Genomic DNA, 17,228 nt, shown 5'->3' with positions numbered 1-17,228 from the left:
GGCACCGGCACCCGCACGCCCCCGTCCACCACCGCCGGCCGCCGCGCCGGACTCCACGGCCTGCAGTACCGCGTGGACGCCCGGCCGCGTTCGCGCCGGCGGTGGGAAGACGGTCCCGCAGGGCGTCTGCCGGGCGTCTGCCGGGCATCTGCCCCGGCCGGGCGCCCTGCGGCGGTACCGCTGCCCGGGCGGGGCGCCCGGTGGGTGCGACACCCGGCGCTCTAGAAGAAGCCCAGCGGCGTAGGTGGTGACAGACGTGTGACGGCGCCCGTGACGGCCCGGTGATAGGGCGAGGGCCGCCGGGGAGCATGCTGGCGGGGCCTCGGCCCGGATCCACTGGACGAAGCCCCACCGGAGCGCTCCGGTGGGGCTTCGTCTCGAGTTCGACCGTGCTTGCGCGCATGACGCGCTCGGCTCCTCATGCTGTTCGTGTTCCTGCGATGCGCTCGGGGACGCTGGATTCGCGATCGCAGCCAGCAAGAAGGGGATCCGCGAGGCGACGCGGTCCTGCGGGGAAACCGGGCGGGTTCTGTGGTGTGGTGGGTTGACGCGGTGTGCTCTGCTCGGGCGGGCTCAGCGGTATGCCGACTGTCGGTGGATGTGTGACGTCGTGGCCGCCATTGATGCTGCACCCGCGACGGAACCCGACTTGGTCGTACGTGCCGGACGTTCTGCGGTGACAGGGCACAATAGTCCGCACGCGGTGGCTGGGGGACCGGCTCTGGGGAGGGCGTCGTGAAGTTCTGAAAGCGAACGCTGGAAATGCTTGGCGACCTCATTTGCGGGAACGTCGGTGCGGCAGATCCTCAAGCTGATGGCGGGCCTGCATATTTCCCGTATCGCTCGAGCACATCACCGAGTTCTTCGCGGAGCTCGACATGGATTGGGAGCACGACGGTTCGACGCGGCACCGCTGGGTCGCGGGGGTGCTGGGACAATTGTTGGCGGAGCCGCACGAGGGGCCTTCACACTCACCGGAGTCCTTCTGTAGGGAGATCGACCACCTGATGAATCCGGCGGATGCCCTCAATGAGGGTCTCGACCGGCCCAATGCCCTGCGCTTGCTGAACAATGCGCTTGCCCGGGAAGGGTTCGAAGCCTTTTGCTGGGAGGACAAGCACTACTACCTGTGGCACATCGGAACGAACACTGTCTCGATGTTGGCCAAGAACCCGCACCGTCCTCCGAGCGCCGCCGAGACGCAGCGGCGTTCAGCACTCGCCGCGTCACACCCTGCCGACCCAGCACTTCCTGTACTTCGGCATCCAGGTGAAGCGCGGGAAACTGGATGCCACCGGAAAGTCCGGGGCGGGAAATGCCAACATCGCAGAGATCCACAATCAGGCTCTGATGCTGCTGGCGCACGAGATCTTCGACCCCGAGACCAACCGACGCGTCCTCGTCGACCATGCGTTCATCGTGGCCGGCGGGGAGATCACCAAGGCTGCACGCAACTGGCTGGGCAACGCGTTGGACGCGGCGAAGCGGAGCCAGATCATGTTCATGGATCGCGACGACATCTTGAACCAGTTCGTGGTGACCAACCTGCCGCTTCCCGTAGGTGTGCTGCCGGCTGCGATGCCATCCGGTGGTACCGCGGAAGCGCCATTCTGATGCTCGTTCAGGGCCTGCGGCCTCAGGCGGACCGGCGGGCGTGACCGGGGATGCGGGCCGTCAGCCTGGCCGCGACCGCGACCGCGACCGCGACCGCGGCCGCGACCGCGACCGCGGCGACGGAGTCGGGGGCGGGCCGGCAGCACGAACCAGACGCTTTCCTGGCCGTTGCGGTGCTGTCGTCGGCGTGCTCCACGAAGGGCCGGCCCTGGGATGCGAGTAGCTGCTGCCCCTCGTCGGTGAGCCGCGCGCTCCAATGGCCCCGGTGCTTGGCTATTTTGATAAGCCCGCGGTTTTGCATAGCTTGAGCGCTGGTCTTGTAGGTCCTGCCCTTCCAGACTCCATGGGGGCATCCCTGGCCTACCCAGTCGAGCACTGCCTGCTGACGTTCGTTGAGGTCCCGCTGCACTTACCGCCTCCACTGGGTCCCTCGTGTGCCGTTCGGACAGTGCCCGACTGCACGCGCAAGCACTCCAGGGGCTACGAGTGCTGGGTGTTGCCGGCCACTCGTCTGGGATTGGGGCGCCGGCATCGAAGGTCGGTCTTCAACGAACGGTGACGCGCGCTTCTCGAACGGCTTGCGGCTGGTGACAGATGCTCCGGCCGCCGCGGGTGGAGTGTCGACGGCTTGGGTGGCTTGATGCCATGGGGTGCTGGGGCGATGCGGCGGGCGGTGGGGCGCTCTTCGGCCTGCCCGATTCGAGGCGGACCTTGATCTTGGGCAGGGAGAGGTCGGGGGCCGATCCTGCCTCCCGGGTGCAAGATCTGTTCACCGTTCTCGTTGTGGTCGCGGGGGGGGAGGAGGAGGAGGGGGGCGGCCGTCGGCGTCACCGGGGAGGTCTCCTGACGGGGCCGCGCCGGGCTAGCGGCGCGGATGCGGTCCTGGAGCCATTCGGGGCTGGTCTGTTCCCAGCCGAGGCGTTCGGCCTTGTGCATCTCGGCCTGGGTGGGCCGACGGGCGCCTGTGCGGTCGCCCTTCTTCAGCCGGCGCAGCCCGCAGTCCTTCTCGATCTCGCGGCATGCGTCACCGACGCGCAGGTCACTGTCGTGGAGTTTGGGGCAGCGGCCGTCCTCGCGGACGGTGGTGGCGAGGATGTGGATGTGATCGCCGGCGTGACGTACGGCGACCACCGGCAGGACAGATCGTGTCCGACCGGGGTGATGCCGGCCGCCCGACGATGCGCTGGGCGATATCACTCCACTCGGCGTCGGAGAGGTAGTGGTCCTCAGGTCCGGCGCGTACGGGGCAGTGTCAGACGTGGTCGTTGACCTTCTTGCCGAACTCGCTGTCGCGCAGCCGCATGTGCTCGTCGACGTGGCGGGCGAGTTCGGTGAGGGTGGCGTTCTCGTCGTGGGCCTGGTCCTGCTGGATAGCGGATTTCCGTATGAGCACTGGCGATGGCTCAGCGCTTGCGGCGTCGCCCCCGACTGGTCCGTGCCACAGCCGGAGCGGAGTCGACCGTCGCCGGTGCCGGCGCCCCCTGCGGGCGGTCGGCCGAGACGACCAGGGCGGCGAGGAGCGTGGTGACGGGGACCGAGGCCACCAGGCCGATCGAGCCGACCAGCGTGCGCACGATCTCCTCGGCGACCAGCTCGCTGTTGGCGACCGTGCCCACGCCGCTCTGCGCTATGGAAAAGAGGAGAAGCAGCGGCAGAGCGGCGCCTGCGTAGGCGAGGACGAGGGTATTGACCACGGAGGCGATGTGGTCGCGGCCGATGCGGATGCCCGCCCGGTACAGCCCGCGCCAGCCCATCGCCGGGTTGGCTTCGTGCAGTTCCCAGACGGCCGAGGTCTGGGTCACGGTGACGTCGTCGAGCACGCCGAGGGAGCCGATGATGACGCCGGCGAGCAGCAGGCCGCTCATGTCGAGCTTCGGGTACAGGCCGTGGATCAGGCCGGTCTGGTCATCCGTGTTGCCGGTCAGGGCGGCCCAGCCTATGAACTGGGAGCCGAGGATGCCGATCAGTGCCAGTGAGGCGAGCGTGCCGAGCACGGCGACCGACGTACGGGCGGACAGGCCGTGGCACATGTAGAGGGCGATCAGCATGATGGCGCTCGACCCGGTCACCGGCACCAGCAGCGGGGTCGCGCCCTGGAGGATCGCGGGCAGGATGAAGAAGTTGAGCACTCCGAAGCTGATGGCCAGCGCGACCAGGGCCATCACGCCGCGGAGCCGCCCGACGACCACGACGGCGAGCGCGAAGATGCCGGCGAGCAGCGTCATGGGGAAGCGCCGGTTGACGTCGGTGACGGAGTACTGCAGGTCCTTCGGGGCGGAGGGCTCGTAGGCGACCACGACCTTTTCGTCCTGGTGCAGCTGTCGTGCCTGGTCGGGCTGCACGATCTCGGTGAAGGTACGGCCTTTGCCCTTGCCGGTGTCGACTCGGATCGTGGCCTTGTGGCAGGTGCCGTTCGCCTCCTGCTGGGCGGAGGTGCCCTCGGCGGTGGAGGTGTCGCCGGTGGGGGTCTCGCCGGAGGCGTTGACCGACTTGCAGCTCACTTCGAGGACTCTGGTGACCGTGGCCTGCTGTGTCTGCTGGTCGAAGCCGACGCCGGTGCGCTTGTGCGGCGGCGCACCGCCCGGCCACAGGACCACGAGCCCCACCACGACGGCGGCGGTGAAGGGGATCAGGATCGCCGCGATCACCTTGCGCAGGTGCCGGGAGACCGGCGCGGCAGCCCCGTGGCTGTGGCCATGACTGCCGACGCCCGCCCCAGGACCGTGATCGGGGTGATGCCCGATGTCACTCGCATGGCCTGCGGCCACGGAGGACGGGACATGGCCCGCGCCGGCATGGTGCCCGTAGTCGGGATGAGGTGCCGACCCGGGAACGCCCCCGTACTCGTAGCCGCCGTGTGCGTACTCGCTCGCGTGTCCACCCATGGCCGGGGGCAGATTGCCGACGCCGTCCCAGTCCCCGGCGCTCTGCCGGTCAGCCGCTCCCATGCCGTCTCCCTCGCGGTGGTCCGTGCCCCCCTCCCGAGCCGAACCTGCGCGGCGGCTCTGGGGAAGAGTACGGGAAGGCCGTGTCGTGGTCTCAGACACGATGACGGCGAGAACATCGAGTGCCTGGTGTTCACCGTGCCGGGAACATGGACCTTCCTGGGGGAGCGGATCGGGTCTGGGTCACCAACTGCTCTTGGTGACGCCGGGGAGCTCGCCCGCGTGGGCCATCTCGCGTACGCGGATGCGGGACAGGCCGAAGGCGCGCAGGTGGCCGCGGGGGCGGCCGTCCACGGAGTCGCGGTTGCGCAGGCGGGTGGCGCTGGCGTCGCGGGGCTGTCGGCGTAGTTCGCGCTGGGCGGCGGCGCGTTCCTCGTCGGACGTCCGGGGTGACGAGATGATCCGCTTCAGTTCGGAGCGGCGTGCGGCGTAGCGGGCCACGACGAGGCGCCGCTGCTCGTTCTTCGCGATCTTGCTCTTCTTCGCCATCAGACCTTCCCTCCCCGGGCGCGGATGCGGGCCACGGCGGCCTCGATGCCGATCGTGTCGACCGTCTTGATGCCCTTGGTGGAGAGGGTGAGCCGGACGTGGCGGCCTTCGCTCGGCAGCCAGTAGCGCTTGCGCTGGACGTTCGGGTCGAAGCGGCGCTTGCTGCGCCGGTGCGAGTGCGAGATCTGGTGGCCGAAGCCGGGCTGCCGGCCGGTGAGTTGGCAGTGGGCGGACATGGTTCCTCCTCGTCTGGTGGCAGCACAGTAGCGCTAAATGAAAATGAAAACCAATCCTGTGTATGGTGCTGCCATGGCCCGTAACGAACTGCGCCCGATCATCAAGCTGAGGTCCACCGCCGGCACCGGCTTCACCTACGTGACGCGCAAGAACCGCCGTAACAACCCCGACCGGCTGACCCTGCGCAAGTACGACCCGGTCGCCGGCCGCCACGTCGACTTCCGTGAGGAGCGCTGAGCGCCGTGAAGCCCGGAATCCACCCCGCCTACCGCCCGGTCGTCTTCCGCGACCGCGCCGCCGACTTCGCTTTCCTGACCCGGTCGACCGCCACGAGCGACAAGACGGTCGAGTGGGAGGACGGCAACATCTACCCGGTCATCGACGTCGAGATCTCCTCGGCGAGCCACCCCTTCTACACCGGCACCCAGCGGGTCCTGGACACCGCGGGCCGGGTCGAGCGCTTCGAGCGGCGCTACGGTCGCGGCGGGGGGAAGCGGTGAGCGGGGACCGGACGCGGCTGCCAGTCGCGATCGTCGCCGGACTGCACGCCGACGCCCGCCGGGCCGCCGTGGAGGAGATCCTGCGTACGGTCCCCGGCTCAGTCGCGCTCCACCACGACCTGACGTCCGCCGTCGACAGCGCCGTGCACCGGACGGTGCGAGACGCCGGCGGCCTGCTCGGCAGCGGTGACGCATCCCTGGTGAACGACTGCGCGTGCTGCGCCTTGCGCGAGGACCTGGTCCCCGAACTGCTGCGGCTCGCGCAGGAGGGCCGATATCGGCTGGCCGTTGTGGAACTGTGGGACTCCGTCGAACCCCAGGCCATGGCCGGGGTCATCGCCGGCGCGGGTGCACCGCTCGCGCTGACCGGGGTCGCTACCGCAGTCGACCCGGCACTCGTCCTGCCGTACCTGGCCAACGGCGACGACCTGGCCGGCGTCGGCCTCGCCGCCGCCCCGACCGACCAGCGCACCGTCGCCGACACCTTCGCCCGGCAGCTGGAGTACCCCACGGTGATCGCCCTGGTCGAGGACGGCTCCGGTGGCGAGGACGGCGAGTGCGCCGACGACAGCGATCGCGCACTGCTCGCGCAGCTCACCCCCGGCGCACGACCGGTACGTGTGGAGAGTGGCGGCGCCCTGGGTGCCGCTCTGCTGGCGGGGTTCGACGTGGGAGCGACCGCCGCGCGCCTGCATCCGGCGTGCGCGCTGCTGCCGCAGGAGTGCGACGAGCACGGCGTGAGCACCCTCGTCTGGCGGCGCGAACGGCCCTTCCACCCGCAGCGCCTCTACGCCGCGCTGGAGGATCTGACCTGCGCCGCAGCTCGCAGCCGTGGGCGCTTCTGGCTGGCCGACCGCCCCGACACGCTGCTGTCATGGGACGCCGCGGGCGGCGCGCTGTGCGTGGAGTCGGTCGGACCTTGGCTGGCTGCCCTGCCTGAGGCCGCCTGGGAGATGGTTCCGGCCGAACGACGCGTCGCAGCCTCGCTGGACTGGCACCCCGAGCACGGTGACCGCTGCCAACACCTCACCTTCACCTCGCCCGGCCTTGACCGCGATGGTCTGCTGACCGTGCTCGACTCGTGCCTGCTCACCGACGACGAGTACGCGGCGGGCAGGAACGGCTGGAAAGAACTGCCGCACGCCTTCGACGACTTGCTCGACCCCGTGGTCTGAGCCCTGCCCTGCCCTGCCCTGCCCCATGGTCCGCATGTCCGACCGCATCCCAAGAGAGAGGACCGACCCGACCGTGCCCCGAGACAAGACCGCCCAGCGTCAGCGTCAGCGCGCCAACCCGCTGGACGCCGCCGGCATCACGTACATCGACTACAAGGACACCGACCTGCTGCGGAAGTTCATCTCCGACCGCGGAAAGATCCGCAGCCGTCGAGTGACCCACGTGACGCGTCAGCAGCAGCGGCAGATAGCGCAAGCCATCAAGAACGCACGCGAGATGGCTCTGCTGCCCTACAGCGCCCGATAGCCGGCCCGCGGCAGCGCTTTTTGCGTCCGGGTCCGACGGCGCCGCAACCTGCCTGGCCGTCCGTGGCATCCAGCACCGGCGGCCAGGCTCCAGGCGATCCCAGCCTGCCCTTCGCATGCCAAATGCCGGTCGCCGTCACCCGACGTGTCCGTCGCCGATGAGTCCGCGCGGCAGACCTCGACTTTGCTCGTTCAGGGCGTTGCGGCAAGTCGCTCTTACGGATGTTGAGTGCAGTGATGCTGGCTGGGGCATGCGTGGGTGCAGGTCAGGGTTCGATGACGAGGTTCTCGATGAGACCGCCGTCGAGGGTGAAGCGATAGTGCAGGTCCACCACCCCGCCAGGGAAGTTGCCCTCGAGGTGGTGTGTGGCGACGTAGTGGTCGGTGTCGACCTTCTGTGCGCTGGTGAGTTCGATCGTGTACGTGTACTCGCTGGAGGAACGGTTCAGCCAGGTCTCGATCGCGGGGGCTCCGCGGTGGGTCTTGCCCTCATCGGTCACGGTGGCGTCCGAATGGAAGGCGCTGAGTGCAGCGGCGGTGTCATGGTCGCGGTGGGCAGCCAGGTAGCGGGTGATCACCTCGGGCAGTACGTCGGGGGCGATGTCCTGGGGCTGGTCGGTGTGCATGGCAATTCCTGACGGTGGTGGGGTTCACACGGTGGGGATGGTGCCGCCGTCGATGACGTGTTCGGCGCCGACGATGGCGGAGGCACGGTCGGAGGCGAGGAAGGCGACGAGCTCCGCGACTTCTTCGGGGCGGTTGGGACGGCCCAGCGGGATACCGCCGAGGGAGCCCATGAGTTGCTTCAGCGCAGCTTCGTGGGTGGTTCCGGCGTTCTTGGCAATCCGGGCGACGAGGTCGTCGGCGGCAGCGGTCTGAACGAAGCCGGGGGCGACCGTGTTGACGCGGACCCCGTGCGGGGCGACCTCGTTGGCCAGGCCCTTGCTGTAGGTGGTCAGCGCGGCCTTGGCGGCGGCGTAGGCGAGGGTGCCGTTCCACAGCGGCATGCGGCGCTGGATCGAGGAGACGTGAATGATGACGCCTTTGCCGGCTTCGATCATGCCGGGCAGCAGGCCGCGGTCCAGACGGACGGCAGCGAGGAGATTGATGTTCAGCTCCCTGGCCCAGTCGTCCTCGCTGAGGACCGCGTATCCGCCCGAGGGTGCCTCGGAGCCGCCCAGGTTGTTGACCAGGATGTCGACGCCGCCCAGACGGCGGAGGGCTTCCTGGACCACTGTGGCGGCCCCCTCGGGGCTGGCCAGGTCGGCGGTGATCATGTCCGAGGCCGCGACACCGTTCGGTCGGCTCCGCGCGGTCACCAGTACGGTGGCGCCGGCCTGGGCCAGCCGTCGGGCGACGGCGGCACCGACCCCCTTCGTGCCACCGGTGACCAGAGTGCGTCGGCCCTTCAGGGATTCGTTGTCCGGGCTTGCGGGGGTGATCATGTCGCATTCCGTTCCCGGGTGCGGGCAGGCACGGGCACCGCACCCCCTCGTTACTGCTAAAATAGAACCAAGTAACTTCGATTTTAGCAGTCACTCTCTGGGGGTGGTCAACCTTGGCAAGCCGTATCAGGGCAGAAGACCTCGAATGCCCGCTGTCGACGACCGTGCAGCACGTTGGCGAATGGTGGACGCTGCTGATCCTCCACGACGCCTTCGACGGCTACACCCGCTTCGACCAGTTCCAGGAGAACCTCGGCATCTCCACCAGCATGCTCACCGCACGCCTGAAAACCCTCGTGAGCGACGGCCTCCTGGAGCGCCGCCCGTACCAGGTCAACCCGGTACGCCACGAATACGTCCTGACCGACCTGGGCCGATCCCTGCGCCCGGTGATCGTCACCCTTGCAGCCTGGGGCAACTCCCGCCTCGCCCCCGAGCAGCGCAGCATGATCCTGGTTGATGCAGACAGCGGTGAAGAGGTCGAACCCGTGGTCGTCGACGCCAAGACCGGCCTCCGCCTCGACGACAGCAACGCATATGTGTTCACCGCCGGCCCCGCCGCCAGCAACGCCATGCGCGCCCGCTATACCCGAATCACGGCGACCTGAGCCTGATGATGCAATCACCACTTGCCGTCCGTCTCACCTACAGGCGACGAGTTGTGCCCTCGGTGCCTGCGGATCCGTTGCCGGGGTGTGAGCAAGCGCGATACTCAACCATGGCTCGTCGGAGACAAGTTCCGGGCAAAGATTGAGCCGTTGCTGCCGGTTCGGCGCCGCCGTGCCCGGCACCCGGGCCGCAACCCCTTGGACAACCGCTGCTCCTGGCCGCCCGGGCTGTCGGCGTCACGGCCGACATAGGGCTCGAAGCGGGCGACGGAGCCGGCCTGGGACCACAATCCCGTCACGTGCGGTCGGCTGGCCAGGGTGAAGAAGCCCTTGGAGCGCAGGATCTGTCCGTACGCGCCGCTGTCCAGCTCCTGGGTTACGAACGTCCACAGCCGGGCGGGGTGGAAGGGCAGTGCTGCGCGGAAGACGGTCGAGGAGATTCCGTACTCCTCCGTCTCGGGGACGTGGTCGCCGTTGAGCTCCCTCACCCAGCCCGGGGCCTGTTGGGCGCGTTCCAGGTCGAACAGCTTGGTGCCCAGCACGTCGCCGACCTTCACGCGACCGTGGACGGCCGGGACGATGCGTGCGGCCGGGTTGAGACGGGTGAGCGTCGCCCGCAGCCGGTCGGCCGACTCCTCGTCCACGAGGTCGAGTTTGTTGAGAACGATGACGTCCGCGAACTCGATCTGGTCCATCAGCAGGTCGCTGACGGTGCGCTCGTCGTCCTCGTACTGGTCCAGGCCCCTCTCGACCAGCTCGTCGCCCCTCGTCAGCTCGGGCAGGAAGTTGGCGGCGTCGACCACCGTCACCATCGTGTCCAGGCGGGCGATCTCCCCCAGCGTGGCGCCGTCGTCGCGGGCGAAGGCGAACGTCGCGGCCACCGGCATGGGTTCGGAGATGCCGGACGACTCGATGAGCAGGTAGTCGAAGCGGCCCTCGCGGGCCAGTCGGTCCACCTCCACCAGCAGGTCGTCGCGCAGGGTGCAGCAGATGCAGCCGTTGGTCATCTCGACCAGGCGTTCCTCGGTGCGCGACAGGGCCGCCTCGCCACCACGCACCAGCGCGGAGTCGATGTTGACCTCGCTCATGTCGTTGACGATGACCGCGACACGCAGTCCCTCGCGGTTGCCGAGGACGTGGTTGAGGAGGGTGGTCTTGCCCGCCCCCAGGAATCCGGACAGGACGGTGACGGGCAGTCGGTTGGACAGCATGGACGCTCAGCCCTCGGGACGCAGCAGTCCGCGCTCGTACGCCTTCACCAGCCGCTGCGGCACGAGGTACGAGACACCGTCGACGGTGATCGGTGCGAGCGCGGGCGTGGCCGCCTTCCACTGGGCCCGGCGGTGGCGGGTGTTGCTGCGGGACATCTTCCGCTTCGGAACGGCCATGGGGTCCTCCTGAATAGGTCGAACAGCGAGGGCTGTTGAGGCTACATGAAAATGAATGCCATTACACTAACTCAATTAGTTCAGGATTCCCTGAATTCAGGAATGCGTGTACCGTCGACGGCGTGCTGACTGTTGCCTCCGACGTCGAGGTGCTGGCCCGGTTCGGCCGGGCGCTCGCCGACCCGATCCGCTGCCGCATCCTGCTCGCCCTGCGGGAAGCACCCGCCTACCCCGCCGACCTCGCAGACGCGCTGGACGTCTCGCGCACCAGGCTGTCGAACCACCTGGCCTGCCTGCGTGACTGCGGCCTCGTCGTCACCGTCCCCGACGGCCGACGCACCCGCTACGAACTCGCCGACGAACGCCTCGGTCACGCGCTTGACGACCTGCGAAACGTGGTGGTCGCCGTCGAGGGCGACCGGACGTGTGCGGAGGCCGCCGAGAAGGGGTGCTGCTGACCATGACCGAGGAGATATCCGTATCCCTCGGCCCCGATCCGGCGAGGCGCAGCGCTCTTGCCAAGCGGATCCGGCTGCTGGTGGCCGCGACCATCGCCTACAACGCCATCGAGGGGATCGTCGCTCTCACCGCCGGCACCCTGGCCTCCTCCACCGCGCTCGTCGGCTTCGGCCTCGACTCCGTCGTCGAGGTCTCCTCCGCCGCCGCGGTTGCATGGCAGTTCTCCGCCCGCGAGCACGCGGTGCGCGAGGCCCGGGAGAAGACCGCGTTGCGGATCACCGCGCTGTCGTTCTTCGCGCTCGCCGCCTACGTCACTGTGGATGCCGTACGGGCCCTGACCGGCACCGGAGAGGCCGGCCGCTCCCTGCCGGGCATCGTGCTCGCCGCCCTCTCCCTGGTCGTCATGCCGGTTCTGTCCGCCGCCCAGCGCCGGGCAGGGCGGGAACTGGGCTCGGCTTCGGCGGTGGCGGACTCCAAGCAGACGCTGCTGTGCACCTACCTGTCCGCGGTGCTCCTAATCGGCCTGATCCTCAATGACACTCTCGGTTGGTCCTGGGCGGATCCGGTCGCCGCCCTTGTCATCGCCGCAGTCGCTTTGAAGGAAGGGCGCGATGCCTGGCGTGGGAAGGGGTGCTGCGCCGCCCCCACGACCCTTGGAGTCCCGGCTGCCCGCGCTGAGCTGAGCGTTTGATGTGGTTGCTGCGACTGACCTCAACGGTCACTGTCGTTCGGTCGCCGCCTGCCCTCCGCCGCAGTCCGGGCACACTCCGGAGAGTTCCACCGTGTGCCGGACGTTCGCGAAGCCGGAGTGCTGTGCGATGCCGTCCGCCCAGTCCTCGATCGGGCCGGAGTTCGACCGGGTGGCTCAGGCCGCATTCGGTGCAGATGAGGTAGTGGCGGTGGTCGGGTCCGGGGCGGTAGCGGAAGAGGCGTTCGCCGCCTGCGTCGCGGACCAGGTCGGCCCGGCCCGCGCCGGCCAGGCGGGTCAGGGTGCGGTAGACGGTGGACAGGCCGACCGGTGTGCCGTCGGCGGCGAGTTGGGCGTGGAGGGCCTGGGCTCCGACGAAGCCGTCGGCCCGGATGAACGCCGCGAGGACGATGGAACGTTGCTGGGTGTGGCGGCCGATCAGCGCGACTTCAGTTGGGGTGCGTTGCCGGGTGGGTGCCATCAGCGTGCCTCGCTCGGGTTCTTATTCCTTGGTGGGGACAGCGGATCGTGCACGGGGGACGTGGGCGGGCCGTCGTATCAGGAACGTGGCGGCGTAGACGGCCGTGGCGACGGCCATGATGGCGAAGCTGGGTGGCATCTTCGGCACCGCGTAGGAGGCGAACAGGCCCGCCCACATCTCCAGCACCGCCAGCCCGGCCGAGAGGGCGAGGGCCCGGTAGGGGTGGTCGGTGAGGCGGATCGCGGCGCCTGCGGGGGCGGCGAGCAGACCGAGCAGGAGGAGGGACCCGACGGCCTGGGTGGCCTCGGCGGCGCTGATGCCGGCGAGGGCGAGGAAGCCGAAGCCGAGCAGCCGTACCGGTACACCACGTGCTGCGGCCACGGCCTCGTCGAGGGTGGCGAACAGCAGCGGCCGGGCGATGAGGACCACCAGCAGGGCGACCCCGGCGGCCACCAGGGCGGCGACGACAGCGCTGTCGGCGGAGATGCCGAAGATGGAGCCGAACAGCACGCTGATCCCGGCGGTGCCGTTGGTGGTGCTGCGGGAGGTCGTGTAGAGGGTGATGAAGAAGGCGCCCAGGCCCAGGATCCAGGAGAAGACGCTGCCGATGACCACATCATCGGGGCGCGCCCGGCGGCCGAGGGTGCCGAAGAGCAGCGCCATGCCGATGGTGGCGGCGAACAGTCCCAGGCGCAGGTCGACGCCGAAGGCGAGGGCGGCCATCGCGCCGGTGAAGGCGACGTGGCTGAGTGCGTCGCCGGTGAACACCTGGGCGCGCAGGACCAGGAAGTAGCCGACCAGTCCGCAGGCGGCGGCGATCGCGGTCCCGGCGAGGAAGGCGTGCTGGAAGAACGGCTGGGACAGCGGCGAGGCGGCGAGCAGGATCGTCTTCATGCCGGCACCTCCCTGGAAGCAGCCGGGAACCCGGTCCGGCCGAGCACTTCGCGCAGCGAGCGATAGCCCAGGGCGAGCAGGTATCCGGCGAAGGCGATGGTCGTCACGAAGAAGCCCAGCGGGTAGGGCGAGTAGTAGGCGGCGGTCAGCCCGAGCCAGGTTGCGGCGAAGGCCAGCAGGACGGCCAGGGCCAGGCTCAGCGCCGGGCGGGCCGTGAGGACCTGGGCGGTGGCGGCCGGGATCACCATGAGGGCGAAGACCAGGAGGGTTCCGGTGATCTGACTCGCCTCGGCAGTGGCAGCGCCGAGCAGGACGAGGAAGACCAACGACAGCGTGCGGACCGGCACTCCGCTTCCGGCGGCCACCTGCGGGTCCACGGAGGCGAAGAGCAACGGCCGCCCGATCAGCGCCAGCACGGCCAGCACCACCGCGCCGACCACGGTCAACACGGTCACCTGCGAGGACGTGATCCCCAGGAAGGTGCCGAAAAGGATGGTCTGCGGGCCTTCCAGCAGGCCCCGGTACAGGGCGGTGAACAGGAACCCGGAGGCGAGCAGGAACGCCTGCACGGTCCCCGTGAGCGCGGATTCCTCATGGTCACCGCCGCCGCGTAGGGTCGCGATGACCAGCGCGGCGGCCACGCACAGCGTGAAGTAGCCGTAGACCGCGCTCACTCCGAGCAGGAGAGCCCCGGCCGCGCCGGGGAAGGCGACCAGGGAGACGGTGTGCGCGGCGAATGTCTGCCGCCGCAGCACCACGAACCACCCCACGAGCGCAGAGACGACAGCCACGACCGCGCCCGCGCGGAAGGCGTTGACCATGAAGGGGTACGACCACATGTCCTGGAAGTCGGTCAGGAGGTTCCACGACCAGGCCGGTGCCCCGGTCTCGGCGAGCATCATGACGGCTCCCCGGAGTGCCGGTCGGTGTGCACCGCGGGCGCTTCCGGCTGGCCGACCACGACGAGGCGTCCGTCCGAAGTCCGCAGTACTTCGACCGGTGTGCCGTACAGCCGGGTCAGCGTCCCGGAGGTGATGACCTCCTCCGGAGTGCCGGCGGCGGCTCCGCCCTCGGCCAGGTACACGACCCGGTCCAGGTGGTGGAGTATCGGGTTCACGTCATGGGCGACCATGACCACCGCCACGCCCTCCTGGTGGCAGATGCGCCCGATCAGCGCGGCGACGGCGCTCTGGTTGGGCAGGTCGAGGCTGTCCAACGGTTCGTCCAGCAGCAGCAGTTCGGGGCGGCGTATCAGTGCCTGGGCGATCAGCAGGCGCTGCTGCTCGCCGCCGGAACACTGTCCGATGGGCCGGTGCGCGTACGCCGACGCCCCGACCAGCTCGATCACCTCGTCCACGCGTGCGCGGGCGGCCCGGCGGCGGGCGCTGGGGAACGGAAGCGGCACCCCCCACCGGTCGCCGTCCAGACCCATGCGCACCACATCCACGCCGCGGATCCGCAGGGATGCGTCGAAGCTGCGTCGCTGGGGGAGGTAGCCGATGCGGTCGTTGGCCTGACCCGGCCGGGTACCGAGCACCCGGACCTCACCGGCCGCCGCGGGCAGGGCGCCGAGCAGCACTTTGATCATGGTGGACTTGCCGACGCCGTTCGGGCCGAGTACGGCGGTGAACTCGCCGGACCCGATGCGAAGGTCCACGCCCGACCAGAGCGTCCGGCCGCCGACCCGCACGGCGGCCCCGCGTAGGGCGACCACCGGGTCGCTTCCGCTGCCCGGTGCCGTGTCGTGGCCGCCTGCGCGGCGGTTGGGGATGGTGTGGGCGCTGTGTGTGACGGCCTCGCGGGCCTTCGCTATCGGGTTCATGGCGTCAGCTCACTTCCCGGTCGCCTTGGCCAGGGCCTGCTCGATGCCCTGCAGTTCGGTGGTCTGCCACTGCTGGAAGGAAGCTCCGGCGGGGGTGAGCGTCTCGGTGACGGTGGCGACCGGGATGCCTTCCGCCTTGGCCTCCTTGACCTGCGCCTGGACGTCCGGCGTGGAGTTCTGGGAGTTGTAGACGTAGACCTTGATCTTCTTGTTCTTGATCTGCTGGTCGATGGTGGCCTTGTCCTTGGCCGTCGGGTCGGAGCCCTCGCTCATCGCGTCCAGGAACGTCTCCGGTGTCAGCATCTTCAGCCCCAGGCCCTCGGCGAGCGGGGTGACGATCGACTCCGAGGCGCCGATCGGGGTGCCCGCGTACTTCGCCTTGACGTCGGCTATGAGCTTGTTGTACCCGGCCAGCGTCTTGGTCTCGAAGGCCGTCTTCTGCTGGTCGAAGTAGGCGGCGTCGGCCGGGTCGATCTTCTTGTAGTCGGCGGTGATTTGCTCGATCACCTTGTGGACGTCATCGGGGGAGTACCAGCGGTGCGGGTTGCCACCCGGCTTGATCCCGACCAGGTCGCCGACCTTCAGCTGCGTGCGCCCGCTGCCGGGGTTGGCGGCCAGGAGCTTGTCGGCCCAGGCGTCGTAGCCGATGCCGTTGACGATCGTGTACTGGGCGCCGGCCACGGTGCGGGCGTCGGCGGCGGTCGGCTCGTAGTCGTGCGGGTCGGTGTCCGGGTTGTTGATGATGCTGGTCACCTTGATGTGGCTGCCGCCGAGCTGCGAGGCGATGCTGCCCCAGAAGTTCTCCGCCGCCACCACCTGGATCGTCTTGCCAGAGCCTCCGCCGTGGCTGGTCGTGTCGGTGTCGCTGGTGTGCGAGGAGGAGGTGGAGCAGGCGGTCGCCGTAGCGGCGGTCAGGGCGGCTGCGGCGGTGATCAGTGCGAGCCTCGCGGACGGGCGGGCCGAGCGGGAGGCGGGAACGGGGGACATGCGGGGCTCCTTCGGGCGGTGCCGATGCCGGACGGGAAGCGGCCACGTGCCGGCGGTGCGGTGACACCACCCACGCTAGATGGAAATGATTTTCACATCAATGTCAGATGAAAACCGTTGCCATCTTTTGACCGGGTGTACGACCACCGCGAAGGGCTGCCGCCGGCAGCAGCGGCGGCAGCCCGGGAGCCGCAAGGTCCACGGACCCCGCATGCGGATCAGCAGTCGCGGAACTCCGGCGACTGATTGAGGATCTGTGCGCGCAGTGAGGTGAAGCGCGCATGGGTCTCACTGCCGCGTGCATCGGGGTGGAAGGCGGCGACGCGGTGGCAGTTCTGGAAGGCGAGGGCCACGCCGAAGTGCCGCTCCAGGCTGCCGCGGATGGCGTCGCTGGACAGGGCCCGCAGAAGCTGACCGCGCTCCTTCTCGGAGGGCGGCGGGGTCTGGTTGTCGGCGAACTCCGTGCCGCCGGAGCGTAGTTCGGCGGCGAGGCGGGCGATGAGGTCGTAGGCGTACGGCAGGGAGGTGCGGACCGTTTCCACGAAGTCCTGCTCCCGTACTTCCCCGTTCTCGGCTTCGGCGAGCAGCTGCGGGGAGACGTCGAGCGACATGAAGGGTTGTCCTGTTCTCTGGTTGTACTGGTCTTGAGGTGGGCGGGGCTCAGGCGAGGGCGGCCAGGGCCTCGGGGCCGTGCTGGAAGTCCGGGTCGACCTGGGTGGCGAGGTCCTGGCCGGTGGCCTCGTTGGCCCAGGCGGCGGCGTTGCGCAGGTGGAACTCGACGGCGTGCCGCTGGAAGGCCGCCCAGTCCTTGGGGCGGGCGTCGACGGCCGCGCGCAGCCGGTCCAGCGTGCGGGTGTTGTGCGGTTCGAGCTCGCCGTGGTCGCGGCCCTACTCCTGCGCGCGGACGTACGAGGACTGCAGACAGTGGGCGAGCAGGTCGTCGCCGACCTGCTCCTTGAGGAAGAGCAGGTAGTCCTCGCCGGTGACCTTGTTGCCGACGACCGCGACCGGAATGCCGAACTCGGCAGCGTGGCCCCGGTACTGGCGGTAGACGGACACACTCTTCCGAGTCGGTTCGACGACCAGGAAGGTCTGTCCATATGAGTGATCGGTCATATATGGTCGCGTCGCGTCTCCCGCGCAGTGGCGTGCAATCGAAGTAGTCAGACGGCACTCGTCCGCCGCACCAG

At 69.3% G+C, this 17,228-nt stretch carries 21 protein-coding genes and 2 pseudogenes; 8 read left to right on the top strand and 15 right to left on the bottom strand.

The window, feature by feature from the left end:
• Positions 1-1,269: 1,269 nt before the first annotated feature.
• A complete protein-coding gene (locus AB0N17_RS02505; protein WP_366009217.1) occupies positions 1,270-1,614 on the top strand; it encodes a hypothetical protein in 345 nt (114 codons plus the stop codon).
• A 616-nt stretch (positions 1,615-2,230) separates the two neighbouring features.
• Here AB0N17_RS02505 and AB0N17_RS02500 read toward each other — a convergent pair.
• From AB0N17_RS02500 to rpmB, 4 genes and pseudogenes are all read right to left on the bottom strand, one after another.
• Positions 2,231-2,965 (bottom strand): annotated as a pseudogene (locus AB0N17_RS02500) (mobilization protein); the annotation flags it as partial.
• A 52-nt stretch (positions 2,966-3,017) separates the two neighbouring features.
• On the bottom strand, positions 3,018-4,562 hold the full coding sequence (locus tag AB0N17_RS02495; protein WP_366009216.1) for a YibE/F family protein: 1,545 nt from the start codon (positions 4,560-4,562) through the stop codon (positions 3,018-3,020).
• Between the two features lie 180 nt (positions 4,563-4,742).
• Positions 4,743-5,048: a 30S ribosomal protein S14 gene (rpsN, locus tag AB0N17_RS02490; RefSeq protein ID WP_366009215.1), complete on the bottom strand. Its 306-nt coding sequence runs from the start codon at positions 5,046-5,048 to the stop codon at positions 4,743-4,745.
• A complete protein-coding gene (gene rpmB / locus AB0N17_RS02485; RefSeq protein WP_366009214.1) occupies positions 5,048-5,284 on the bottom strand; it encodes a 50S ribosomal protein L28 in 237 nt (78 codons plus the stop codon). The genes rpsN and rpmB overlap by 1 nt, the downstream gene beginning before the upstream one ends.
• Before the next feature lie 73 nt (positions 5,285-5,357).
• Here rpmB and rpmG point away from each other — a divergent pair, with 73 nt between their 5' ends.
• The 4 genes from rpmG to rpsR all read left to right on the top strand — a co-directional run bounded on the left by rpmG (position 5,358) and on the right by rpsR (position 7,267).
• The gene (gene rpmG, locus AB0N17_RS02480) at positions 5,358-5,522 is read left to right on the top strand and encodes a 50S ribosomal protein L33 (RefSeq protein WP_019888385.1); all 165 of its coding nucleotides are present in this window, start codon (positions 5,358-5,360) and stop codon (positions 5,520-5,522) included.
• A gap of 5 nt (positions 5,523-5,527) precedes the next feature.
• Positions 5,528-5,785, top strand: a complete 258-nt coding sequence (locus AB0N17_RS02475) for a type B 50S ribosomal protein L31 (protein ID WP_366009213.1) — start codon at positions 5,528-5,530, stop codon at positions 5,783-5,785.
• Entirely contained in the window at positions 5,782-6,960 is a 1,179-nt protein-coding gene (locus tag AB0N17_RS02470; RefSeq protein WP_366009212.1) for a GTP-binding protein, read from the top strand. The genes AB0N17_RS02475 and AB0N17_RS02470 overlap by 4 nt, the downstream gene beginning before the upstream one ends.
• A gap of 73 nt (positions 6,961-7,033) precedes the next feature.
• Entirely contained in the window at positions 7,034-7,267 is a 234-nt protein-coding gene (gene rpsR / locus AB0N17_RS02465; RefSeq protein WP_366009211.1) for a 30S ribosomal protein S18, read from the top strand.
• Between the two features lie 265 nt (positions 7,268-7,532).
• Here the strand turns inward: rpsR and AB0N17_RS02460 are convergent, their stop codons facing one another.
• Positions 7,533-7,892 carry a nuclear transport factor 2 family protein gene (locus tag AB0N17_RS02460; RefSeq protein ID WP_366009210.1) on the bottom strand — a complete coding sequence of 120 codons (360 nt, stop codon included), beginning with the start codon at positions 7,890-7,892 and terminating at the stop codon, positions 7,533-7,535.
• A gap of 24 nt (positions 7,893-7,916) precedes the next feature.
• Positions 7,917-8,711, bottom strand: coding sequence for an SDR family oxidoreductase (locus tag AB0N17_RS02455; RefSeq protein ID WP_366009209.1), 795 nt, complete (start codon positions 8,709-8,711; stop codon positions 7,917-7,919).
• 113 nt (positions 8,712-8,824) lie between these two features.
• Here AB0N17_RS02455 and AB0N17_RS02450 point away from each other — a divergent pair, with 113 nt between their 5' ends.
• Positions 8,825-9,319: a helix-turn-helix domain-containing protein gene (locus AB0N17_RS02450; RefSeq protein WP_366009208.1), complete on the top strand. Its 495-nt coding sequence runs from the start codon at positions 8,825-8,827 to the stop codon at positions 9,317-9,319.
• Positions 9,320-9,423: 104 nt separating this feature from the next.
• On the opposite strand, the gene AB0N17_RS02445 is transcribed toward AB0N17_RS02450, so the two are convergent.
• The gene (locus tag AB0N17_RS02445; RefSeq protein WP_366009207.1) at positions 9,424-10,530 is read right to left on the bottom strand and encodes a GTP-binding protein; all 1,107 of its coding nucleotides are present in this window, start codon (positions 10,528-10,530) and stop codon (positions 9,424-9,426) included.
• A gap of 6 nt (positions 10,531-10,536) precedes the next feature.
• A complete protein-coding gene (gene rpmF, locus AB0N17_RS02440) occupies positions 10,537-10,707 on the bottom strand; it encodes a 50S ribosomal protein L32 (protein WP_366009206.1) in 171 nt (56 codons plus the stop codon).
• Positions 10,708-10,829: 122 nt separating this feature from the next.
• Here rpmF and AB0N17_RS02435 point away from each other — a divergent pair, with 122 nt between their 5' ends.
• Together AB0N17_RS02435 and AB0N17_RS02430 are read left to right on the top strand one after the other, a co-directional pair.
• Entirely contained in the window at positions 10,830-11,165 is a 336-nt protein-coding gene (locus AB0N17_RS02435) for a metalloregulator ArsR/SmtB family transcription factor (RefSeq protein ID WP_366009205.1), read from the top strand.
• 2 nt (positions 11,166-11,167) lie between these two features.
• Positions 11,168-11,857 carry a cation transporter gene (locus tag AB0N17_RS02430; RefSeq protein ID WP_366009204.1) on the top strand — a complete coding sequence of 230 codons (690 nt, stop codon included), beginning with the start codon at positions 11,168-11,170 and terminating at the stop codon, positions 11,855-11,857.
• On the opposite strand, the gene AB0N17_RS02425 is transcribed toward AB0N17_RS02430, so the two are convergent.
• The 7 genes and pseudogenes from AB0N17_RS02425 to AB0N17_RS02395 form a co-directional block, all read right to left on the bottom strand.
• Complete coding sequence (locus AB0N17_RS02425) at positions 11,745-12,335, bottom strand: transcriptional repressor (protein ID WP_366009202.1); 591 nt, start codon at positions 12,333-12,335, stop codon at positions 11,745-11,747. The genes AB0N17_RS02430 and AB0N17_RS02425 overlap by 113 nt on opposite strands.
• A gap of 21 nt (positions 12,336-12,356) precedes the next feature.
• Positions 12,357-13,229 (bottom strand): metal ABC transporter permease, encoded by an 873-nt coding sequence (locus tag AB0N17_RS02420; protein WP_366009200.1) that lies wholly within the window; start codon positions 13,227-13,229, stop codon positions 12,357-12,359.
• Entirely contained in the window at positions 13,226-14,131 is a 906-nt protein-coding gene (locus AB0N17_RS02415; RefSeq protein ID WP_366009199.1) for a metal ABC transporter permease, read from the bottom strand. The genes AB0N17_RS02420 and AB0N17_RS02415 overlap by 4 nt, the downstream gene beginning before the upstream one ends.
• Positions 14,128-15,051: a metal ABC transporter ATP-binding protein gene (locus AB0N17_RS02410; RefSeq protein ID WP_366009198.1), complete on the bottom strand. Its 924-nt coding sequence runs from the start codon at positions 15,049-15,051 to the stop codon at positions 14,128-14,130. Before AB0N17_RS02410 ends, AB0N17_RS02415 begins: the two co-directional genes overlap by 4 nt.
• A gap of 9 nt (positions 15,052-15,060) precedes the next feature.
• The gene (locus AB0N17_RS02405; protein WP_366009197.1) at positions 15,061-16,038 is read right to left on the bottom strand and encodes a zinc ABC transporter substrate-binding protein; all 978 of its coding nucleotides are present in this window, start codon (positions 16,036-16,038) and stop codon (positions 15,061-15,063) included.
• Between the two features lie 218 nt (positions 16,039-16,256).
• On the bottom strand, positions 16,257-16,649 hold the full coding sequence (locus AB0N17_RS02400) for an SCO5389 family protein (protein ID WP_366009196.1): 393 nt from the start codon (positions 16,647-16,649) through the stop codon (positions 16,257-16,259).
• 49 nt (positions 16,650-16,698) lie between these two features.
• Positions 16,699-17,130 (bottom strand): annotated as a pseudogene (locus AB0N17_RS02395) (ATP-binding protein); the annotation flags it as partial.
• Between the last annotated feature and the right edge of the window lie 98 nt (positions 17,131-17,228).

It is taken from the genome of Streptomyces sp. NPDC051133 (assembly GCF_040682635.1).
In the GTDB taxonomy this organism is placed as follows: Bacteria; Actinomycetota; Actinomycetes; order Streptomycetales; family Streptomycetaceae; genus Streptomyces.
Note: the sequence above shows the minus strand (reverse complement) of the source record. Positions and strands in the feature narration are given on the sequence as shown.

Excerpts from the sequence above, each read along its gene's own strand:
- AB0N17_RS02495 (WP_366009216.1), bottom strand. The coding sequence starts at position 4,562 with ATGGGAGCGGCTGACCGGCAGAGCGCCGGGGACTGGGACGGCGTCGGC.
- rpsN (WP_366009215.1), bottom strand. The coding sequence starts at position 5,048 with ATGGCGAAGAAGAGCAAGATCGCGAAGAACGAGCAGCGGCGCCTCGTC.
- rpmB (WP_366009214.1), bottom strand. The coding sequence starts at position 5,284 with ATGTCCGCCCACTGCCAACTCACCGGCCGGCAGCCCGGCTTCGGCCAC.
- rpmG (WP_019888385.1), top strand. The coding sequence starts at position 5,358 with ATGGCCCGTAACGAACTGCGCCCGATCATCAAGCTGAGGTCCACCGCC.
- AB0N17_RS02460 (WP_366009210.1), bottom strand. The coding sequence starts at position 7,892 with ATGCACACCGACCAGCCCCAGGACATCGCCCCCGACGTACTGCCCGAG.
- AB0N17_RS02455 (WP_366009209.1), bottom strand. The coding sequence starts at position 8,711 with ATGATCACCCCCGCAAGCCCGGACAACGAATCCCTGAAGGGCCGACGC.
- AB0N17_RS02445 (WP_366009207.1), bottom strand. The coding sequence starts at position 10,530 with ATGCTGTCCAACCGACTGCCCGTCACCGTCCTGTCCGGATTCCTGGGG.
- rpmF (WP_366009206.1), bottom strand. The coding sequence starts at position 10,707 with ATGGCCGTTCCGAAGCGGAAGATGTCCCGCAGCAACACCCGCCACCGC.
- AB0N17_RS02430 (WP_366009204.1), top strand. The coding sequence starts at position 11,168 with ATGACCGAGGAGATATCCGTATCCCTCGGCCCCGATCCGGCGAGGCGC.
- AB0N17_RS02425 (WP_366009202.1), bottom strand. The coding sequence starts at position 12,335 with ATGGCACCCACCCGGCAACGCACCCCAACTGAAGTCGCGCTGATCGGC.
- AB0N17_RS02420 (WP_366009200.1), bottom strand. The coding sequence starts at position 13,229 with ATGAAGACGATCCTGCTCGCCGCCTCGCCGCTGTCCCAGCCGTTCTTC.
- AB0N17_RS02415 (WP_366009199.1), bottom strand. The coding sequence starts at position 14,131 with ATGATGCTCGCCGAGACCGGGGCACCGGCCTGGTCGTGGAACCTCCTG.
- AB0N17_RS02410 (WP_366009198.1), bottom strand. The coding sequence starts at position 15,051 with ATGAACCCGATAGCGAAGGCCCGCGAGGCCGTCACACACAGCGCCCAC.
- AB0N17_RS02405 (WP_366009197.1), bottom strand. The coding sequence starts at position 16,038 with ATGTCCCCCGTTCCCGCCTCCCGCTCGGCCCGCCCGTCCGCGAGGCTC.
- AB0N17_RS02400 (WP_366009196.1), bottom strand. The coding sequence starts at position 16,649 with ATGTCGCTCGACGTCTCCCCGCAGCTGCTCGCCGAAGCCGAGAACGGG.